Origin of the sequence: Janthinobacterium tructae, assembly GCF_006517255.1 — a bacterium.
GTDB lineage: Bacteria > Pseudomonadota > Gammaproteobacteria > Burkholderiales > Burkholderiaceae_D > Janthinobacterium > Janthinobacterium tructae.
Window position 1 is genome coordinate 2,904,880 of record NZ_CP041185.1, and the last position, 16,179, is coordinate 2,921,058.

At 63.6% G+C, this 16,179-nt stretch carries 20 protein-coding genes; 3 read left to right on the plus strand and 17 right to left on the minus strand.

Translation table 11 applies throughout. The features are described 5' to 3' along the window. Positions 1-54: 54 nt before the first annotated feature. From flgJ to flgB, 9 genes are all read right to left on the minus strand, one after another. Positions 55-981, minus strand: coding sequence for a flagellar assembly peptidoglycan hydrolase FlgJ (gene flgJ, locus FJQ89_RS12620; protein WP_141170425.1), 927 nt, complete (start codon positions 979-981; stop codon positions 55-57). A gap of 10 nt (positions 982-991) precedes the next feature. Next, entirely contained in the window at positions 992-2,107 is a 1,116-nt protein-coding gene (locus FJQ89_RS12625) for a flagellar basal body P-ring protein FlgI (RefSeq protein ID WP_071075850.1), read from the minus strand. Positions 2,108-2,109: 2 nt separating this feature from the next. Beyond that, positions 2,110-2,760, minus strand: a complete 651-nt coding sequence (locus tag FJQ89_RS12630; RefSeq protein ID WP_141170426.1) for a flagellar basal body L-ring protein FlgH — start codon at positions 2,758-2,760, stop codon at positions 2,110-2,112. 50 nt (positions 2,761-2,810) lie between these two features. Continuing rightward, the gene (gene flgG / locus FJQ89_RS12635) at positions 2,811-3,593 is read right to left on the minus strand and encodes a flagellar basal-body rod protein FlgG (protein ID WP_010400781.1); all 783 of its coding nucleotides are present in this window, start codon (positions 3,591-3,593) and stop codon (positions 2,811-2,813) included. Between the two features lie 72 nt (positions 3,594-3,665). Continuing rightward, positions 3,666-4,409, minus strand: coding sequence for a flagellar basal body rod protein FlgF (locus tag FJQ89_RS12640; RefSeq protein WP_141170427.1), 744 nt, complete (start codon positions 4,407-4,409; stop codon positions 3,666-3,668). Between the two features lie 60 nt (positions 4,410-4,469). Further along, positions 4,470-6,017, minus strand: coding sequence for a flagellar hook protein FlgE (locus FJQ89_RS12645; protein ID WP_141170428.1), 1,548 nt, complete (start codon positions 6,015-6,017; stop codon positions 4,470-4,472). 54 nt (positions 6,018-6,071) lie between these two features. After that, the gene (locus tag FJQ89_RS12650; protein WP_071075846.1) at positions 6,072-6,770 is read right to left on the minus strand and encodes a flagellar hook assembly protein FlgD; all 699 of its coding nucleotides are present in this window, start codon (positions 6,768-6,770) and stop codon (positions 6,072-6,074) included. 15 nt (positions 6,771-6,785) lie between these two features. Then, a complete protein-coding gene (gene flgC, locus FJQ89_RS12655) occupies positions 6,786-7,187 on the minus strand; it encodes a flagellar basal body rod protein FlgC (RefSeq protein WP_141170429.1) in 402 nt (133 codons plus the stop codon). 2 nt (positions 7,188-7,189) lie between these two features. After that, on the minus strand, positions 7,190-7,642 hold the full coding sequence (gene flgB, locus FJQ89_RS12660) for a flagellar basal body rod protein FlgB (protein ID WP_071075844.1): 453 nt from the start codon (positions 7,640-7,642) through the stop codon (positions 7,190-7,192). Positions 7,643-7,833: 191 nt separating this feature from the next. Between flgB and flgA the strand changes: the two genes are divergently transcribed. From flgA to FJQ89_RS12675, 3 genes are all read left to right on the plus strand, one after another. Continuing rightward, a complete protein-coding gene (gene flgA / locus FJQ89_RS12665; RefSeq protein ID WP_141170430.1) occupies positions 7,834-8,529 on the plus strand; it encodes a flagellar basal body P-ring formation chaperone FlgA in 696 nt (231 codons plus the stop codon). A 109-nt stretch (positions 8,530-8,638) separates the two neighbouring features. After that, positions 8,639-8,947 (plus strand): flagellar biosynthesis anti-sigma factor FlgM, encoded by a 309-nt coding sequence (flgM, locus tag FJQ89_RS12670; RefSeq protein ID WP_034754089.1) that lies wholly within the window; start codon positions 8,639-8,641, stop codon positions 8,945-8,947. 8 nt (positions 8,948-8,955) lie between these two features. Further along, positions 8,956-9,423 (plus strand): flagella synthesis protein FlgN, encoded by a 468-nt coding sequence (locus FJQ89_RS12675; protein ID WP_141170431.1) that lies wholly within the window; start codon positions 8,956-8,958, stop codon positions 9,421-9,423. An 18-nt stretch (positions 9,424-9,441) separates the two neighbouring features. Here the strand turns inward: FJQ89_RS12675 and FJQ89_RS12680 are convergent, their stop codons facing one another. From FJQ89_RS12680 to flhF, 8 genes are all read right to left on the minus strand, one after another. Then, positions 9,442-10,017 carry a CPBP family glutamic-type intramembrane protease gene (locus tag FJQ89_RS12680; RefSeq protein WP_168208450.1) on the minus strand — a complete coding sequence of 192 codons (576 nt, stop codon included), beginning with the start codon at positions 10,015-10,017 and terminating at the stop codon, positions 9,442-9,444. 97 nt (positions 10,018-10,114) lie between these two features. Beyond that, a complete protein-coding gene (locus tag FJQ89_RS12685) occupies positions 10,115-10,972 on the minus strand; it encodes a hypothetical protein (RefSeq protein ID WP_141170433.1) in 858 nt (285 codons plus the stop codon). Positions 10,973-11,045: 73 nt separating this feature from the next. Next, a complete protein-coding gene (locus FJQ89_RS12690) occupies positions 11,046-11,408 on the minus strand; it encodes a translation initiation factor Sui1 (protein ID WP_141170434.1) in 363 nt (120 codons plus the stop codon). Positions 11,409-11,458: 50 nt separating this feature from the next. Next, positions 11,459-12,247 (minus strand): flagellar motor protein MotD, encoded by a 789-nt coding sequence (gene motD / locus FJQ89_RS12695; protein ID WP_141172775.1) that lies wholly within the window; start codon positions 12,245-12,247, stop codon positions 11,459-11,461. Between the two features lie 5 nt (positions 12,248-12,252). Further along, positions 12,253-12,999: a flagellar motor protein gene (locus tag FJQ89_RS12700; protein WP_071075840.1), complete on the minus strand. Its 747-nt coding sequence runs from the start codon at positions 12,997-12,999 to the stop codon at positions 12,253-12,255. After that, the gene (locus tag FJQ89_RS12705) at positions 12,981-13,712 is read right to left on the minus strand and encodes an RNA polymerase sigma factor FliA (RefSeq protein ID WP_071075839.1); all 732 of its coding nucleotides are present in this window, start codon (positions 13,710-13,712) and stop codon (positions 12,981-12,983) included. The genes FJQ89_RS12700 and FJQ89_RS12705 overlap by 19 nt, the downstream gene beginning before the upstream one ends. Before the next feature lie 44 nt (positions 13,713-13,756). Continuing rightward, a complete protein-coding gene (locus FJQ89_RS12710; protein ID WP_116746093.1) occupies positions 13,757-14,620 on the minus strand; it encodes a MinD/ParA family ATP-binding protein in 864 nt (287 codons plus the stop codon). Beyond that, positions 14,613-15,941 (minus strand): flagellar biosynthesis GTPase FlhF, encoded by a 1,329-nt coding sequence (gene flhF / locus FJQ89_RS12715; protein WP_099762516.1) that lies wholly within the window; start codon positions 15,939-15,941, stop codon positions 14,613-14,615. The genes FJQ89_RS12710 and flhF overlap by 8 nt, the downstream gene beginning before the upstream one ends. Positions 15,942-16,179: the final 238 nt, after the last annotated feature.

Consider the following 16,179-nt stretch of genomic DNA (forward strand, 5'->3'; position numbering starts at 1 on the left):
GGCAGCCGCGGCGAAAACTTGAAGCGCGCGGCCTGCACAGGGGCACGGCAGGGGTTAACCGACCAGCGAATGCTTGATGATTTTTGTCAATTTGGCAGCGTAATTCGGGTCCGTCGCGTAGCCGGCCTTTTGCAAGCCCTGGGCAAACGTGCTGGCGTCGCCCGCGCTGGCCAGCACTTTCTCGTAGCGCTTGTTGTTGGTAATCAACTGCGCATAATCCTTGAAACTGTCCGCGTAGCTGTCATAGGCGCGGAATTTCTCCACCTTGCGCTGTGCCTTGCCATTCACATATTCCGTGGTGACGGCCTCCGTGACCTTGCCCTTCCAGTCGCTTGACGCCTTGATGCCGAACAGGTTGTGGCTGCTGCTGCCGTCGCGGCTGATGATTTCGCGCTTGCCCCAGCCCGTCTCCAGCGCCGCCTGGCCCAGCATGAACTTGGCCGGGATGCCGGTGGCGCGGCTGGCTTCTTCCGCATGCACGCCCAGTTTTTCCTGGAACGCGCGCACATGCGGCGCCTGCGTGGCATTGGCCTTCTCGCTCAGGGTCTTGCCGCTGCCGCTGGCACTGCTTGCACCGTCGGCAAGGGCGCCCTGCTGCTGGCGGAATGCGGCCAGCGCCGTCGCCATGCTCGACGAGCGGGGCGACGGCGCTTCGGCGCCATCGGTGGCCAGCGCCTGGTTCGAGGACGACAGCTGGCGGATCAGCACATCCGCCAGGCCCGTGCCCCGCTTGGCCAGGTTCTGGCTCGTCTGCTGGTCCAGCATCGAGGTATACATCTTGCTTTGCTGGCTATCCATGATGCCGTCCTGCGGCGAGGCGTCACGCATGCTTTTCATCATCATGTTGATGAACATGGCTTCAAATTGCGTGGCCGCCTCTTTCAGCGCGGCAGGATCCTTCGCCTTGGCGGACTGGCGCAAGCCATCCATGCCCTTGACGTCGTAGGCGGCGGTATTGCTGAGGTCGGTTTGGCTGATCATGGCGTGTCCATCAAATGATTTCAAGTTCGGCGCGCAGCGAACCGGCCGCCTTCATCGCCTGCAGGATGGCCAGCAAGTCTTGCGGCGAGGCGCCGATGGCGTTCAAGGCTTTCACCACGTCGGACAGCGAAGCGCCACCCTTGACCAGCATGACCTTGCCCGGTTCCTTTTTGATATCGATCTGTGCCGTCTGCGTGACCACCGTGCGCCCGCCCGACAAGGGCGCCGGCTGGCTCACCTGTGGCTCGACATTGATGGTGACGGACAGGTTGCCGTGCGAAATGGCGCAGGTTTCCAGCGTTACGGACTGGTTCATCACAACGGAACCGGTGCGCGCATTCATGATGACCTTGGCCGCCAGGCGGGCCGGATTGACTTCGATGCTTTCCAGCTGCCCCAGGAAGGTCACGCGCTGGTCGCTGCTGCCCGGCGACTGCACCTGAATCACGCGCCCGTCCAGCGCGGCGGCCGTGCCGGCGCCGTAGCGGCTGTTGATGGCGTCGACCACGCGGCTGGCGGTGGCGAAATCGGTGGCATTCAATTCCAGGCGTATGGTGTTGTTGGCGCCCAGCACCGAGGGCACTGTGCGCTCGACGGTAGCGCCGCCCGAGATGCGTCCCACGCTCAGGTGATTGATGACGATGGAGCTGCCGGCCGCCTGCGCGCCCACGCCGCCCACCAGTACATTGCCCTGCGCCATGCCGTACACCTGGCCGTCGGCGCCCTTCAATGGCGTCATCAGTAAGGTGCCGCCGCGCAAGCTTTTAGCATTGCCCATCGACGACACGGTCACGTCCAGCATCTGGCCCGGCTGGGCAAACGCCGGCAAGGACGTCGTCACCATCACGGCGGCCACGTTTTTCAGCTGCAAACTGGTGCCTTGCGGCAAGTTGATACCTTGCTGCTGCAGCATCGCCGCCACGCTCTGGATGGTGAACGGCGTTTGCGTGGTCTGGTCGCCGCTGCCGTCGAGGCCGACGACGAGGCCATAGCCCATCAGCTGATTCTGGCGCACGCCGGCGATGCTGGCCAGGTCCTTGATGCGCTCGGCTTGCGCCATCGGCGCCAGCAGGGCGCAAGCCAGGCCGGCAATGGCTAAACAGCGGGGAAAAGTCAACGTGGCCATGATCAGAACGGCAGCAGGCTGAGGAAGAAGCGCGAGGCCATCGAGGCCATTTCGGCGCGGTCGATCTGGCTGTTGGTGCGGTATTCGACGCGTGCGTCGGCCACCTGGGTCGAGGCCACGACGTTGCCCGTGCCGATGGTGTCCGGATTGACCATGCCCGAGAAGCGAATGAATTCCGTGCCCTTGTTCATGGCGATCTGTTTTTCGCCGGCAACGATAAGATTTCCGTTTGGCAATACTTCGATCACCGTCACGCCGATCGTGCCGGAAAAGGTGTTGCTGGCGGACTGGTTGTCGCCATCGGCAAACTTGGTCGCGCCATTCGCCGAGACGGTGCCGCCCAAACGGCCCTGGGCCAAACCAGGCGTACTGAAGCCCACGCTGCCCGACTTGTTGCCGGAGCTGGCGCCCGCCTTGACGGCGTTCGTGCGCTCGGTGATGGCGATCGTCATGGTGTCGCCCACATGGCGCGCGCGGCGGTCTTCGAAGGCGGGACGGTAGGTCGACGGCTGATAGATGGAACCGTTGTTGGCGACCACCGGTTCCGGCATCGGCGCGCGCGTGCTGGTCGGATATTGCACGATGGACGTAGGCGTGATGGCGCAGCCGGACAACAGGGCTGCGGACAACAGGGCGATGATGGGGTATTGCATGGCGAACCTCCGCTGCCATCCGGCGGCGGATGGCATGACGACTATGAAAATTAAAGTTGCGACAATTTCTGCAGCATTTGATCGGATGTGGTGATGGCCTTGCTGTTGATCTCGTAGGCCCGCTGCGTCTGGATCATGTTGACCATTTCCTCGGCCACGTTGACGTTCGAGCTCTCGATGTAGCCCTGCATCAGCACGCCGGCGCCATTCGTGCCCGGGGTGTTCGTCTGCGCCACGCCGGAGGCGCCCGTTTCCATGTACAGGTTTTCTCCCTTCGATTCCAGGCCGGCCGGATTGACGAAGGTGGTCAGCTGCAGGGAGCCGATCTGCGATGGCGCCACGGTATTGGGCAAGGTCACGGAGACGGTGCCGTCGCGCGCGACGGTCAGGCTCAGCGCATTGGTCGGCACGGTGATGGCAGGCTGGATGACGAAGCCTTCGGAGGTCACCAACTGGCCATTGGCATCGGTCTGGAACGAGCCGTCGCGCGTGTAGGCGGTGGCGCCATCGGGCAGCAGCACCTGGAAGAAACCGGTGCCGTTGACCATCACGTCGCGCGAATTGCCAGACGCCTGGGGGTTGCCCTGGGTATGGATGCGTTCGGTAGCCACGGTGCGCACGCCCGTGCCGATCTGCAAGCCCGACGGCAGCTGGGTTTGCTGCGACGATTGCGCACCCGGCTGGCGCACATTTTGATACAGCAAGTCTTCAAACACGGCGCGCGACTTCTTGAAGCCGGTGGTGCTGACGTTGGCCAGGTTATTGGCGATCACGTCCATCTGCGTCTGCTGCGCTTCCAGGCCGGTCTTGGCTATCCAAAGGGAACGAATCATGTTTTTTCTCCAATAACAGCGCTTGCCAGCCCTGTAGACTATTTCTATGTGACCATTATGCGACCGGCTCTATCAATTCAAAGCGAGGATCTGGGTGGCTTTCGCCGCGTTATTCTCGGCATTCTTCAACAAGCTCATTTGTGTTTCGAACTGGCGCGCCAGGGCGATCATGCTGACCATCGAGTCGACGGGGCTGACATTGCTGCCTTCCAGCGCGCCCGTCGTCAATTTGACGGCCTGGTCGGCTTGCGCCAGCGTGCCATCCTTCAGGCGGAACAGGCCGTCGTCGCCGCGCACCAGTTGCTGCTCGGGCGGGTTGACCAGCTTGATGCGTCCCAGCACCGTGGACGGGCCCGGCGGCACATCGGTGGAAATCGTGCCCACCGTGCCATCGCTGGCGATCGCCACCGTCACGCCGGGCGGAATGGCCAGCGGTCCCGTGTCGCCCTGCACCATCAGGCCCGATTGTGTCTGCAACATGCCGTTTTCATTGAGTTTGAAGGCGCCGTTGCGCGTATAGGCTTCGGAACCGTCGGCCGACTGCACCGCGATCCAGCCGCCATTTTCCACGGCCACGTCGAGCGCGCGGCCCGTGTGCTGCATGGGTCCTTGCGTAAAATCGGAACCGACCGTCGAATCGACGACAAAGGCGCGCGTCGGCATCATGCCGTCGGCCACCACGGGCACGGCGCGAAACGAGTCGAGCTGGGCACGGAAACCCGTGCTGGTGGCGTTCGCCAGGTTATTCGCCGTGGTCGCCTGCTTGTCCAGGATGTGCTTGGCGCCCGAGCCGGCGGTGTAGATGAGACGGTCCATGTGTTTTCTCCGTGCAAAACGAAAGCCGGGAGCAGTCCGAAAGAACTGCTCCCCTTACTCTTAACGCAGGTTGACGAGTGTTTGCAAGACCGAATCCTGCGTCTTGATGGTCTGCGCATTCGCCTGGTAGGCGCGCTGGGCCGTGATCATGTTGACCAGTTCGGCCGTCAGGTCCACGTTCGACACTTCCACGGCCGAGGCGCGCAAGTCGCCCAAGCCGGCCGAGCTCGGCTCACCCGTCATGGGGCTGCCCGAGGTCGAGCTTTCCGCCCAGGCATTGTTGCCCAGCGGCTCCAGGCCATTCGGATTGGCAAACTTGGTCAACACCACCTGGCCCAGGTCGCGTGTCTTGCCATTGTTGTACTGGCCCTGGATCACGCCATCGGTACCCACGACGAAACGGCTCAGCTGACCGGCCGCATAACCATCGGCCACGGTCCGCTTTTCGCTGGTGGACGAACTGAGCTGAGTGGAATTGGTGAAGTCGACCTTGATCGCCAGGTTCGCGTTCGCGCCCGTGGCGGGGAAGACGGGCAGGTTGACCGTCACCGGCAAGGTTTGCGGCGGCGTCAGGCCCAGCATGGCGGCCTTGTCCAGGCTGCCGACGCTGTTGAACACCAGCGCAGCCGACCTCACGGCGGGCACTTCCGTCACGGCGGCGATATTCTTGTCGATCTGATCTGGCGTCAGGCTGGAATTGATGCCGTTAGGCACGGCGCTGCCATAGGTGGCGCTGATGGCGGCCAGCTGGGCGGGGCTGGCGCCGGCCGCTGCGGCGGCAGTGCGCACGGCGGCGCCGGCCGCATTGCCATAGGCGACGGCGGCGGCCGTGATAGCCGCCGGTACCAGCGGCACGGCCGTGACGGCGGACTGGTAGGCCGCGCGCGCGGCCAGCGAGGCGGCATCGGTCTGCGCCGCGGCAGCCACTTTCGCGCTGGTAATTTCCTTGCCGTCAGTAGCCGAGTAGACATCCCAGCTATTGGTGCCCGTCTTGACATAGAAATTGGACATGGTGTGGGCATTGCCCAGCGAATCGAAAACCGGCACGGGGAATTGCTTGGTCCACGACTTTTGCTCGCCCACGCTGAACGGCACCACGGTCGGCATGGCCGAGTTGGAATCGAGGTTGACCTGGGTATCGACCTTGGTGGTCGCCTGCGGCGCCATGTCGGACGGGTCGATCTGCAGCGGTACGACGGCGCCGGCCAGGATCTTGCCGTTCACATCGGCCGGATAGCCGGTCAGCTGGGCTTTCTGGGCATTGATGATGAAGCCGCTCTTGTCGACCTGGAACTGGCCGTTGCGCGAATACTGGATGGCACCGTTCACGCTGGTGCGGAAGAAACCGCCGCCATTGATGGCGATGTCGAGCGGATTCGACGAGCTTTCCAGGTTACCCTGGTTGAACAGCTGCGCCACTTGCGACACGGCCACGCCGATGCCGGGCTGGTTGCCGCCCACGCCATACAGCGAGTTGGCATAGATGTCGGCAAACTGCGCCTGCGATTGTTTGAAACCCACGGTGGCCGAGTTGGCGATATTGTTGCCGATGACGTCCAGCGATTTGGCGGCGCCATTCAAGCCGCTCAGGCCTTGTTGGAAAGACATTGTGTTCTCCTGGTAGAAATTAGGGGTAGAGGGTCTACGCTACAAACGAGCGGCTTACAAAATCTGTTTCACATCGGCCATGGTGATGCTGCCCACGCCCGGCACGTTCAACTTCACGCCACCGGCGCCCGTCGACACGCTGGCGACCGAACCGAACATCAGCGCCGCTGCATCGGTCAGCTTGGCGCCGCCACGCGTCGCTTCCACCGAAAAGGTATACGCGCCGTCGGCCAGCACGATCGGCTTGCCATCCTTGTCGAGCTCGGCGGTGGAGCCGTTCCAGCCCAGCGGCAAGGTACCCGCGTCCTGCGGGCCCAGGTCGATGGAATGGACTTCCTTGCCCGCGCTGTTGTAGATGATGACCTTGACGCTGTCGGCCGGCGTCGCCAGGTCCACGCCCAGCAGGGCCGCGCTCTTGCTCAGGGTGACGTTCTTGCCTGCCGTCAGCACGCCGTGGCCGATGATATTGGCCGCCTGCATGGATTCGGCCTGCTGGTAGCTGGTTTTCAGCGTTTCCAGCGTGGTATTGAGCTTGTTGACGCCCGTCACCGTGGACAGCTGGGCCAACTGGCTCGTCAGCTGCGCATTGTCCAGCGGGTTCATCGGGTCCTGATTTTGCAGCTGGGTCACCAGCAGGGTCAGGAATTTGTTCGTTTCTTCCTCGACGCTGCCCTTCGCGGCCGTCGTCTTCTTCGGATTCATCGTCGCCATCAGGTCGGTGACGGTGGCGGTGCTGGTATCGATGGTTGCCATAATGATCAGTCAGCCTTATTGGCCGAGCGTAAGGGTTTTCAGGAGCAGCGACTTGGCCGCGTTCATGGTTTCCACATTGGTCTGGTACGAGCGCGAGGCCGACAGCATGTTGACCATCTCGTCGACCGTATTCACGTTGGGCATGGTGACGTAGCCCTTCTCGTCGGCCAGCGGGTTCTTCGGGTCGTAGACCAGCTTCATCGGCGACGGGTCCTCGATCACCTTCTGCACCTTGACGGCCGTGGCGCCGTTGGACATGGGCACGGCCTCGAACACCACCTGCTTGGCGCGGTAGGCTTCGCCGCTGGCGCTGGTGGCGCTGTCGGCATTGGCCAGGTTGCTGGCCACCGTGTTCAGGCGCTGCGCCTGCGCGCTCATGGCCGAACCGGAGACATTGAAGATATTGAACAGCGACATGATTATTGTCCTCCCTGGATGGCCGTCAGCATGCCCTTGATCTGCGAGTTGAGGAACGTCACGGCCGCCTCGTAGCGGATGGCGTTGTCGGCAAAGGCGTTGCGTTCAAGATCCATGTCCACCGTATTGCCGTCGACGGCGCCCTGGGCCGGCGCGCGGTACAGCAGCGGCGTGCCGTCGGCCAGGGTCTCGACCTTGCCGCCCGTGCTGCTCCCTGCGGCAGCGGCCACGCCCTTGCCCGGCAGATGCTGCGGCGCCGTGCCCTTCAGGGCCGGCGGCACGCCATCCTTGCGCGCCATCGCCCCCTTCAGCGCGCTGGCGAAATCGACATCGCGCGCCTTGTAGTTGGGCGTATCGGCATTCGCGATATTCGAGGCGAGCAATTCCTGGCGCGTCGAGCGCAGGCTCAGCGCCGTCTCGTTGAAGCGCATGTAATCGTCGAGTTTCCCTATCATGTCAGGCTCCGGAAAGATCTGCCACTGGCGCCCGAGATGGCGGAAGGATGGCGGTATAGTGATGACAGGAAACATAGTACGGTGCCCACCGGCAAGACCATCGCCGGATCAGACCGTACTTTTACCCCTTAATCGGCGCTTCGATCAGGGCTGCGCGCACTATCATGGCAGTATTCCAGAGGCCTATCACCATGAAAACACCGCTTGCACTCCTTCTCGCTCTTGCCGCCCTGCCACTGCTGGCGCAGGCGCAAAACGCCGGCCGGCAGACCCCGGAAGGGCTGCGCAACAGCGTGGAACAATTCCTGCAAGTACAAAGCAACGGCTTGCCAGGCAAGGTGACGGTCACCGTCGGCGCCGTCGATCCGCGCCTGAACCTGGCCGCCTGCCCCGCACCGCAAGCGTTCATGGCGCCAGGCGCGCGCGCCTGGGGCAAGACTACCGTGGGCGTGCGCTGCACGGCGCCCTCCAACTGGACCATCTATTTGCAAGCCAACGTGGCCGTCGTGGGCGATTACGTAGCCAGCGCCGTGCCGCTGGCACAAGGGCAAGCCATCGACGCCAGCCAGCTGGTGACGATGCAGGGCGACCTGGCGGCATTGCCCGCAGGCATCGCCACCGACATGGCCCAGGTAGTGGGCGCCAGCACGAATATTTCATTGCCACCAGGCACGCCGATGCGCCTCGACACCCTGCGCCGCAAGCCGGTGGTCATGCAAGGCCAGCTGGTGCGTGTCGTTTCCAGTGGCAACGGCTTCCAGGTGGCATCAGAAGGGCGCGCCATCGGCAGCGCCGGCGATGGCCAGACGGTGCAGGTACGCACGCAGAGCGGCCAGCAGATCAGCGGCGTGGCGCGCGCGGGTGGCATGGTGGAGGTCGCCTTTTAAGCGAATAGATAGCGATATTGTAGTCTGGCGCACTAAAGTTCCTGGATATGATGCCGATAAGATGTCATATCCCGGAGTTTTTTGACTTCGACCAGACGAGGATCACGCTGTGAAAATTACCGATAACACCATTAAAAGCAATCCCGGCCTGCCGGTGGCGCCCGCGAATACCTCCGGCGCCCGGAATGCCGAGAAAGCCCAGGCAACACCGACGACGTCGGACAATGTACGCCTGTCGCCACAAGGACAGGCATTAGCGGCCAGTGCAACTGCCGGCAGCGGCGCCGTGTTCGACACGAAAAAAGTCGAACGCATCAAGCTGGCGATCGCCGACGGCCAGTTCCAGGTCAACTCTGAAAAAGTGGCGGACGGTCTCCTCGACACAGTCAAGGACTTGCTGCACTCACGAAATAGATAGGTTCCCTCATGCAATCAGTGACTCCGTTTTCCAGCCTGCGCGACGAGCAACAGCTCATGACCACATTGCTGGCATTGATGAAAGAAGAACAGCGGCATCTGGTTGCGGCTGACATCGATGCAATCACGGAGCTCACGGTGCGCAAGACGGCACTCGTCGGACAATTGAGCCAGCTGGCGGCGCAACGCCACCAGGCGCTGGCGGCAGCCGGTTTCACGGCCGCCGAAGCGGGCATGGAAGACTGGCTGGTCGGCGCCAGCGAAGCCGAAGCGGCGTCCCTGTGGAAAGCCCTGCTCGACACCACGCGCGAAGCGAAAGAACAGAACCGGCTCAACAGCCTGCTGGTCAACAAGCACATGCTGCACACGCAAGGCGCCCTGAACGCCATGCGCCCCACGGCCCAGAGCGGCAATTTCTACGGCCCCAGCGGCCAACCGATGACCAATACGGCCAGCCGGCGCGTCGTCATCGGCTAAGTTTTTAATCGACGCTCACTACGCCAAAGCCGGAAACAGCAGCGACAAGCACAGCAATAAACCATTGCTGCACGCATGTGCCGTGGCGGCCGCCACATACGCGGGCGCCAGGCCCATGCTGCGCGCCGTCAGGTAGCTGGCTGCGAACGTGCATCCGCCAATAAAAGTGATGATAGCGTGTAAGATCCCGGCGCCGTTCACGACATGAAGCAGGGAAAAAAGTGCCGCGCTGGCCAGCAGGCTGACCGCAGCGCGCACCTTGTAACGACGTAATATCTCCAGCGGCAGCCACTGCCCGATGACCGTTTCGAACAACGGTGCCCATACAACGACAAAGCAGAACACCGTCGCAGTGCTGGCGCCCCTCAGCGCTGCGGCAGCAGATCCGCCCAATTGCTGCGGGGTGAACAGGGCCACGGCAGCCAGCGCCAATGGTACGAAGGTGAGAAAGTTAATGGCGCCCACGGCCACCCCCAACAACAAGGCGCCCCGCATGGGGCGCTTGGCCATGCTCGCCCGCAGCGCAGCCAGGTTGACAGCCAGTCGTGGCACCGGCAAGTTCGCCGCTTTCAACATCCGGATATTGCTCCTCATGGCGCATCCTGCCCACACGGGCAAGTCTACGGCCATCATAGCCCGGCGAAGCCATGTGAAACTACGTCAATTGTTGCAGCATACAGCTCAGCGCGCTTCAACCCTGCGCGGGACGCCCCGTGTGCTGGCGAAATTTCGCCGCGATGGCTTGCCCCTTCGCTGCGGCGGCGGCCTGCTGCGCCGGGGTCAGCTCATCCTGCAGCCAGTGCCAGTATTCATCCTGATACGGATTGGTGACGCCGGGCGCCAGGATGTCGTCGTAGACGAGGCGCAGGGCCAGCAGGTAGCCATACGCTTGCGGCGCATCTTTCTGCACCACCTCGCCATCGCGCAGGTAGGCCATCATCAGGGTAGCCACGCTGGAGAGTTCCGCCTCGTCCGCCTGCGCCGTCAGCTGGGCGATGGCTTGCCGCTTCCATGCCTGCACCAGCGGATCGTCGGGACGGTTGCGCAGCGCGCTGCGGTCGCCGAACGGTCCTTCCGACAGGAACAGGGTGGCGGCGCCCGGCACGCCCGCCTCGGCGGCAGTGGCCAGGTAGCCCAGTCGATCCTCGCGCTGGCGCTGCGTCAGCCCCGCGCACAGCTGCTGCTGGCCGCCTTTTTCCGCCGCCGTCATCTCGCGTCCCAGCTCGAATTCCAGCCCCGGCAAGCGGTTTTCGCGCTGGAAGACGATGCAGTCGTCGAGCAGCTTGTAGGCCGCATACGCATCTTCCGCCCTGCCGCTGGCGGCCAGGCGTTCGAGCCGCTGCGCCAGGGAAACGGCAACGGGCGCTTCAGCCGCAGGGAAGGAAGCATCGATATGCAAATACGATTCCAGGCTGCGCCCCGCTGGTGCACTGGCGGCAGCGATAGCCACAGATTCCGGCGCGCCGCCGTCGGGTGCGGGCCAGTACGCCAGCGCCAGCGCTGCCGCGATGGCAGCGGCGATGGCGATACTGGTGAATTTGACGTTCATGGTGAGGATGCGCGTGGATGGGAAATGCACGTTACCACAGGCGCACGGCAGCGGGCCGCACGCCTCCGCACGCTCAGCCGCCGGCTTTTTTCGCCTGGTGCCCCAGCTTGGCCAGCGCGGCCACGATGGTGTCCACATGGTCGCCCTGCACTTCGATCACGCCATCCTTGACGGTGCCGCCCGAGCCGCATTGCGTGCGCAACTGCTTGCCCAGCAGGGCCAGCGCGATGGCGTCCAGCGGCAAGCCCTTGACCACGCTGACGCACTTGCCGCCACGGCCCTTGGTCTGGCGCGACACGCGCACCACGCCATCGCCGGCCGGCGCCACCTTGGCTTGCGCCTTGCACGCGCATTGCGCCAGCGGCTGGCGGCAGGCGGGACACATGCGGCCCGTTTCGGTGGAATACACTAGACCGCCCAGGGAACTGCTTTTCATGATGGAGAGATAAAAAGGGAGAAGGCCGCGATTGTACCAAGCGCCAGGGTTCAGTTGGCGGGAGCCGGAGCAGGTGCGACGGGCGGCGTCGGCACTTCCGTCACCGTCTCGGGGATACCCGACAAAATCGTCACGGCGACCCTGCGGTTGCGCGCGCGCCCTTCCGGCGTTTCGTTCGGCGCCACGGGGATGTTGTCGGCGTGGCCCACGGCCGTCAGGCGCGAGGCTTGCACGCCGCTCGCGATGAACAGGCGCACCACGGCGCTGGCGCGCGCGGCCGACAATTCCCAGTTCGAGGCAAAGGTCGAATTGCTGATCGGCTGCACATCCGTATGCCCTTCCACCTGCACGTCGTGCGTGTCATCCTTGAGCAGCACGGCCACGGCGCGCAAGGCCTGGTCCGACTCCATCGTCAGCCCTGCGGCGCCCGGGTCGAACAGCACGCTGGCATTGATTTCCACGCTCACGCCGCGGCTCGTCTGCGTCACCCGCACCTTGCCTTCCTTGACCAGCGGCGCCAGGGTCGATGTCAGGTCCTGCGCCAGGCGCGTCATGTGTTCGCGCTCGCGGCGGATGGCTTCCGTGCGGCGTTTCAGGGCGGGGTTCGGCAAGGGAATGGCTTGCGGCGCTTCCATGATGATGGGCGGCGCGCCCTTTTCCAGGCTGAAGGCCTGGCCGATGGCATTCTGGAAGACGCGGTATTTACCTTCGTTGACTTGCGAAATCGCATACATGACGACGAAAAAGGCGAACAGCAAGGTGATGAAGTCGGCGTACGAGATCAGCCAGCGGTCCTGGTTGTCCGGTTCCTCGTCATACTTCCTGCGCGCGCGCCGCATCATGCTCAATGCTCGTGCAGCAGGCTGGCCACGCGCTCTTCGATGATGCGCGTGTGGTCGCCCGTGGCGATGTCGTACAGCACGGCGGCAGTGATTTCATACTGCAGCACGCGGCGCGAGACGATGGCCTTGAGCTTGTTCGCCACCGGCAGGAACAGCAGATTGGCCAGGCCGACGCCATAAATCGTCGAGACAAACGCCACGGCAATGCCGCTGCCCAGCTTACTCGGGTCGGTGAGGTTTTCCATGACGTGGATCAGGCCCAGCACGGCGCCCAGGATGCCGATGGTGGGCGAATAGCCGGCCGCCGATTCCCACACCTTGACAGCCTGGCGTTCGGCCATTTCGTAGGCGGAGATTTCCACGTCGAGCAGCTGGCGCAGCTTGTCGGGCGCGATGCCGTCGACGATCATGCGCAAGCCCTTGGCATTGAAGCGGTCGGCCGTGTTTTCCATCAGGCGTTCGAGCGCCAGCGGGCCGTCGCGGCGCGCCGTCAAGCTCCATTGCCCGATGTCGCGCGCCAGCGCGGCACGCGTGTCGGCTGGCGGCAGGAAGACCCAGCGCAGCATTTCCAGGCCGCGCACGAAGGTGCGCAGCCGCGTTTGCAGCAGCACGGCGCCGAAGGTACCAATGACCACGATGGCAAAGGCGGCCGGCTGCAGCAGGGAGGCCATCTTGCCGCCTTCCAGTGCCTGGCCGACCAAGAGGCCCGCCAGCGCCAGCGCCAGCCCGATTACGCTGGACCAGTCCACGCCAGCTCCCTCAAGGTTGCGCGCAGGCGCGCGACGGCCTGGGTATGCAGCTGCGAGACGCGCGATTCGGATACGCCCATCACCGCGCCGATCTCCTTCAGGTTCAGCTCTTCTTCGTAGTACAGGCCCATGAGCATTTTCTCGCGTGGCGGCAGCGCGTCGATGGCATCGATCACGGATTGCCGGAAATCAGTATCGAGCAGGGACCGCAAGGGGTCGCTGTCCTCGTCCACGCAATGGCGGTCGAGAAAGCTGTCATTGCCGTCCGGGTCATGAAAGTCTTCGTAGTACAGCAACTGGTGGCCGCCGCCGTCGCCCAGCATTTCCTGGTAATCGACGAGCGACATTTTCAGCAATTTTGCTACTTCCGACTCCGTCGGCGGGTGTCCCAGGCGCTGCTGCAAGATGCTCATCGCCTCTTCGATCTTGCGCATGTTCTGGCGCATGCTGCGCGGCAGCCAGTCGCTGGTGCGCAATTCGTCGAGCATGGCGCCGCGGATACGCAGCACGGCATACGTCTCGAACTGCGCGCCATGCGTCTCTTCATAGCGGCTGATGGCGTCGAGCAGGCCGATCATGCCGGCCTGGATCAGGTCATCGACCTCGACCGAAGGCGGCAATTTCGCCTTCATATGGTGCGCCAGACGCTTCACCAGCGGAATGTGCTCCGTCAGCAAATAGTCCTTGTTCGATTTCCCTTTGACCGTGTACATAGGCTGCTTATTGTTTTAACTGCTATCGTGTGCTGATGATGGATTCAGACGCTGAACTGGTGCGGGCTCCCCGTCTGGTACAAGGTGCCACCGAGCACCGGCGCCGCCGAACGGGCCAGCCGCTCGGCCAGTCCGCGAAACGCCACCGAGGCTCCCGCCAGCGGAAAGGCATCGACCACGCTGCGGCCCAGACGCGCCGCGCGGTGCAGATACTCATCGGCAGGCACCGATCCCATCGAGGTCAGTTTCACGGCCAGGTAGCGGCTCGCCGCCTGCGCCATATTATCGTATACCACTTTTGCCTCGGATTCGGAAGCGCCGGTGACCAGAATGCCGAACGGACGGCGTCCCAGCTCCTGGCTCAGGCGCTTGATCAGGCAGTACGCGGCCTTGATTGAGGTGGCGCTGGTCGACACTTGCACCACGATGTCGGACGAGGCCATCAGCGGCACGGGGAAGCAATCGCCCTCGTCGGCCATGATGCCGTCGACGAGCACGATGCCGCTCTGGCGCGCCAGCACCTCGAAGGTCTTGCCCAGGCGGCGCAGTTCTTCCGCACCCGCATAGTCCATGCTGTCCATCAGATGGTTGCGCGCGCCCAGGCTGGCCACGCCGAAGCCTTGCGGCACCTGGTGGATGACCTGGTTCAGGGCGCACTGCTGGCGCGCCACGTCGCGCAGGCTGGCGCCGTGCGCCAGTCCCAGGCGCGCGGCGACGCCATCGCTGCCGCCGCTGGCGTCGAGCAGCAGCACGTCATTGCCGCCGTAGACCAGCGAGGCACCCAGGTTGACCAGCATGGCGCCCTTGTCGTCCTGCGGCGTGGCCGATAAAAATGTCATCACGCGCGGCTGCGGGCCAGCCAGCATGCGGCGCAAGCCTTCGGCCTGGTCGAAATCGAAATTAGCCAAGACGCACCCCGCGCGCTTCATTGTTGCGGGCGGCCGCCTGCGCCATCAGGAGCGGCAGTTCGGCATCGGAAAACTGCGTCGCCGCCGCATCGCGCTTGAGCTTGAAGGCGCGGTCGATCAGGTAGCCGCGGTCGGCCAGGTACAGGTCTTCCGGCACGCGCTGGCCGTTCGACACATAAAACAGGTTGAGTTTCTGGCGAATCACCACGTCGAGCACATTGCCGATCGAGGCCGCTTCATCGAGCTTGGTCATGATGCAGCCGGCCAGGCCGCTGCCCTGGTAGGCGCGCACCACTTCGTTCAAGGTTTCCTGCGTCGCCGTGGAGTTCAGGCACAGCAAACGTTTCACGTCGGCGCCGGCGCCCGACAGCATGGCCACCTGCTCCGTGACCATCTGGTCGCGCTGGCTCACGCCCACCGTATCGATCAGTACCGTGTGCTTGTTCTTCAATTCTTTCAAGGCGATGCGCAAGTCCGCTTCATCCTTCACCGAATGCACCATCACGCCGAGGATCTTGCCGTAGATGCGCAGCTGTTCGTGCGCGCCGATACGATAGGCGTCCGTGGTGATCAGGGCCAGCTTTTCCGGGCCGTGGCGCATCACGCAGCGGGCCGCCAGCTTGGCCGTGCTGGTGGTCTTGCCGACACCGGTCGGGCCGACCAGCGCAAACACGCCGCCCTGCTCCAGCATGGCGTCTTCATTGGCGACGGTATTCAGGTTACGGCTGAGGACGGTCTTGATCCAGCGCATGCTTTGCGCACCATCGAGGCCGGCGGGCAGCTTGTCGATCAGATAGCGCGCCAGGCTGGCCGAGAAACCGGCGGCCAGCATTTCGCGCAGCACCACGGCTTTTTGCGGCTCGCGCTGCTGCGTCGAGCCCCACGAGATTTCCGCCAGCTGGGTTTCCATCATGCCGCGCATGGCGCGGATTTCATTCATCATGCCGCTCATCTCGGCGGCGGCGTTCTCTTTGACGTGCGCCAGCGCGCTGGCCATCATCTGCTGCATGCGGGCCATGTCCACTGGCTCGCCGGCTGCCTGGCGCGGTGCGGCAGGACGTGGCGCAGCCGGGCGCTGGGCCGGGGCGGCCGGACGCTGCGGCGTGGCGAACTGGGTCTGCAACTGGGGACGGGGCTGGGACATTTCGGACGCGGCCGGCGGCGACGCCAGCGAAGCGGCATCGTCATTGGCCAGCGCGAGGATTTCCACCACGCCATCGGCCTGGCGGTTCGACAGGATCACGGCATCGGGACCGAGCGCTTCGCGCACCTTGCGCAGCGCATCGCGCGACGAGGCGCCCGTAAATTTCTTCACATTCATGACCGGCCTCCCAAGGCGGGGGGGGCGCAATATTGGCTGAACTGTGTGACCATCGTCGACTCCTGTTGCTTGGGTGCTGTCTTCCACATGGACACAGATCACCCGGACAGTTTCCATTATTAGCGATGCTTGGAGGAAATGATCGAAGGAACAGGACGGGAAAGTACCCGTTATTCAATTTGCCAACAGGAAATTGATGAAAAAATAAGCAAAAGAGGTGGCAACCCGTCGCTTCGCG

Excerpts from the sequence above, each read along its gene's own strand:
- flgJ (WP_141170425.1), bottom strand. The coding sequence starts at position 981 with ATGATCAGCCAAACCGACCTCAGCAATACCGCCGCCTACGACGTCAAG.
- FJQ89_RS12645 (WP_141170428.1), bottom strand. The coding sequence starts at position 6,017 with ATGTCTTTCCAACAAGGCCTGAGCGGCTTGAATGGCGCCGCCAAATCG.
- FJQ89_RS12690 (WP_141170434.1), bottom strand. The coding sequence starts at position 11,408 with ATGAAAAGCAGTTCCCTGGGCGGTCTAGTGTATTCCACCGAAACGGGC.
- flgB (WP_071075844.1), bottom strand. The coding sequence starts at position 7,642 with ATGATAGGGAAACTCGACGATTACATGCGCTTCAACGAGACGGCGCTG.
- motD (WP_141172775.1), bottom strand. The coding sequence starts at position 12,247 with ATGCGGCGCGCGCGCAGGAAGTATGACGAGGAACCGGACAACCAGGAC.
- flgG (WP_010400781.1), bottom strand. The coding sequence starts at position 3,593 with ATGATTCGTTCCCTTTGGATAGCCAAGACCGGCCTGGAAGCGCAGCAG.
- FJQ89_RS12625 (WP_071075850.1), bottom strand. The coding sequence starts at position 2,107 with ATGGCCACGTTGACTTTTCCCCGCTGTTTAGCCATTGCCGGCCTGGCT.
- FJQ89_RS12685 (WP_141170433.1), bottom strand. The coding sequence starts at position 10,972 with ATGAACGTCAAATTCACCAGTATCGCCATCGCCGCTGCCATCGCGGCA.
- flhF (WP_099762516.1), bottom strand. The coding sequence starts at position 15,941 with ATGAATGTGAAGAAATTTACGGGCGCCTCGTCGCGCGATGCGCTGCGC.
- flgC (WP_141170429.1), bottom strand. The coding sequence starts at position 7,187 with ATGTCGCTGTTCAATATCTTCAATGTCTCCGGTTCGGCCATGAGCGCG.
- FJQ89_RS12640 (WP_141170427.1), bottom strand. The coding sequence starts at position 4,409 with ATGGACCGTCTCATCTACACCGCCGGCTCGGGCGCCAAGCACATCCTG.
- FJQ89_RS12650 (WP_071075846.1), bottom strand. The coding sequence starts at position 6,770 with ATGGCAACCATCGATACCAGCACCGCCACCGTCACCGACCTGATGGCG.
- FJQ89_RS12675 (WP_141170431.1), top strand. The coding sequence starts at position 8,956 with ATGCAATCAGTGACTCCGTTTTCCAGCCTGCGCGACGAGCAACAGCTC.
- FJQ89_RS12705 (WP_071075839.1), bottom strand. The coding sequence starts at position 13,712 with ATGTACACGGTCAAAGGGAAATCGAACAAGGACTATTTGCTGACGGAG.
- FJQ89_RS12680 (WP_168208450.1), bottom strand. The coding sequence starts at position 10,017 with ATGAGGAGCAATATCCGGATGTTGAAAGCGGCGAACTTGCCGGTGCCA.
- flgA (WP_141170430.1), top strand. The coding sequence starts at position 7,834 with ATGAAAACACCGCTTGCACTCCTTCTCGCTCTTGCCGCCCTGCCACTG.
- FJQ89_RS12630 (WP_141170426.1), bottom strand. The coding sequence starts at position 2,760 with ATGCAATACCCCATCATCGCCCTGTTGTCCGCAGCCCTGTTGTCCGGC.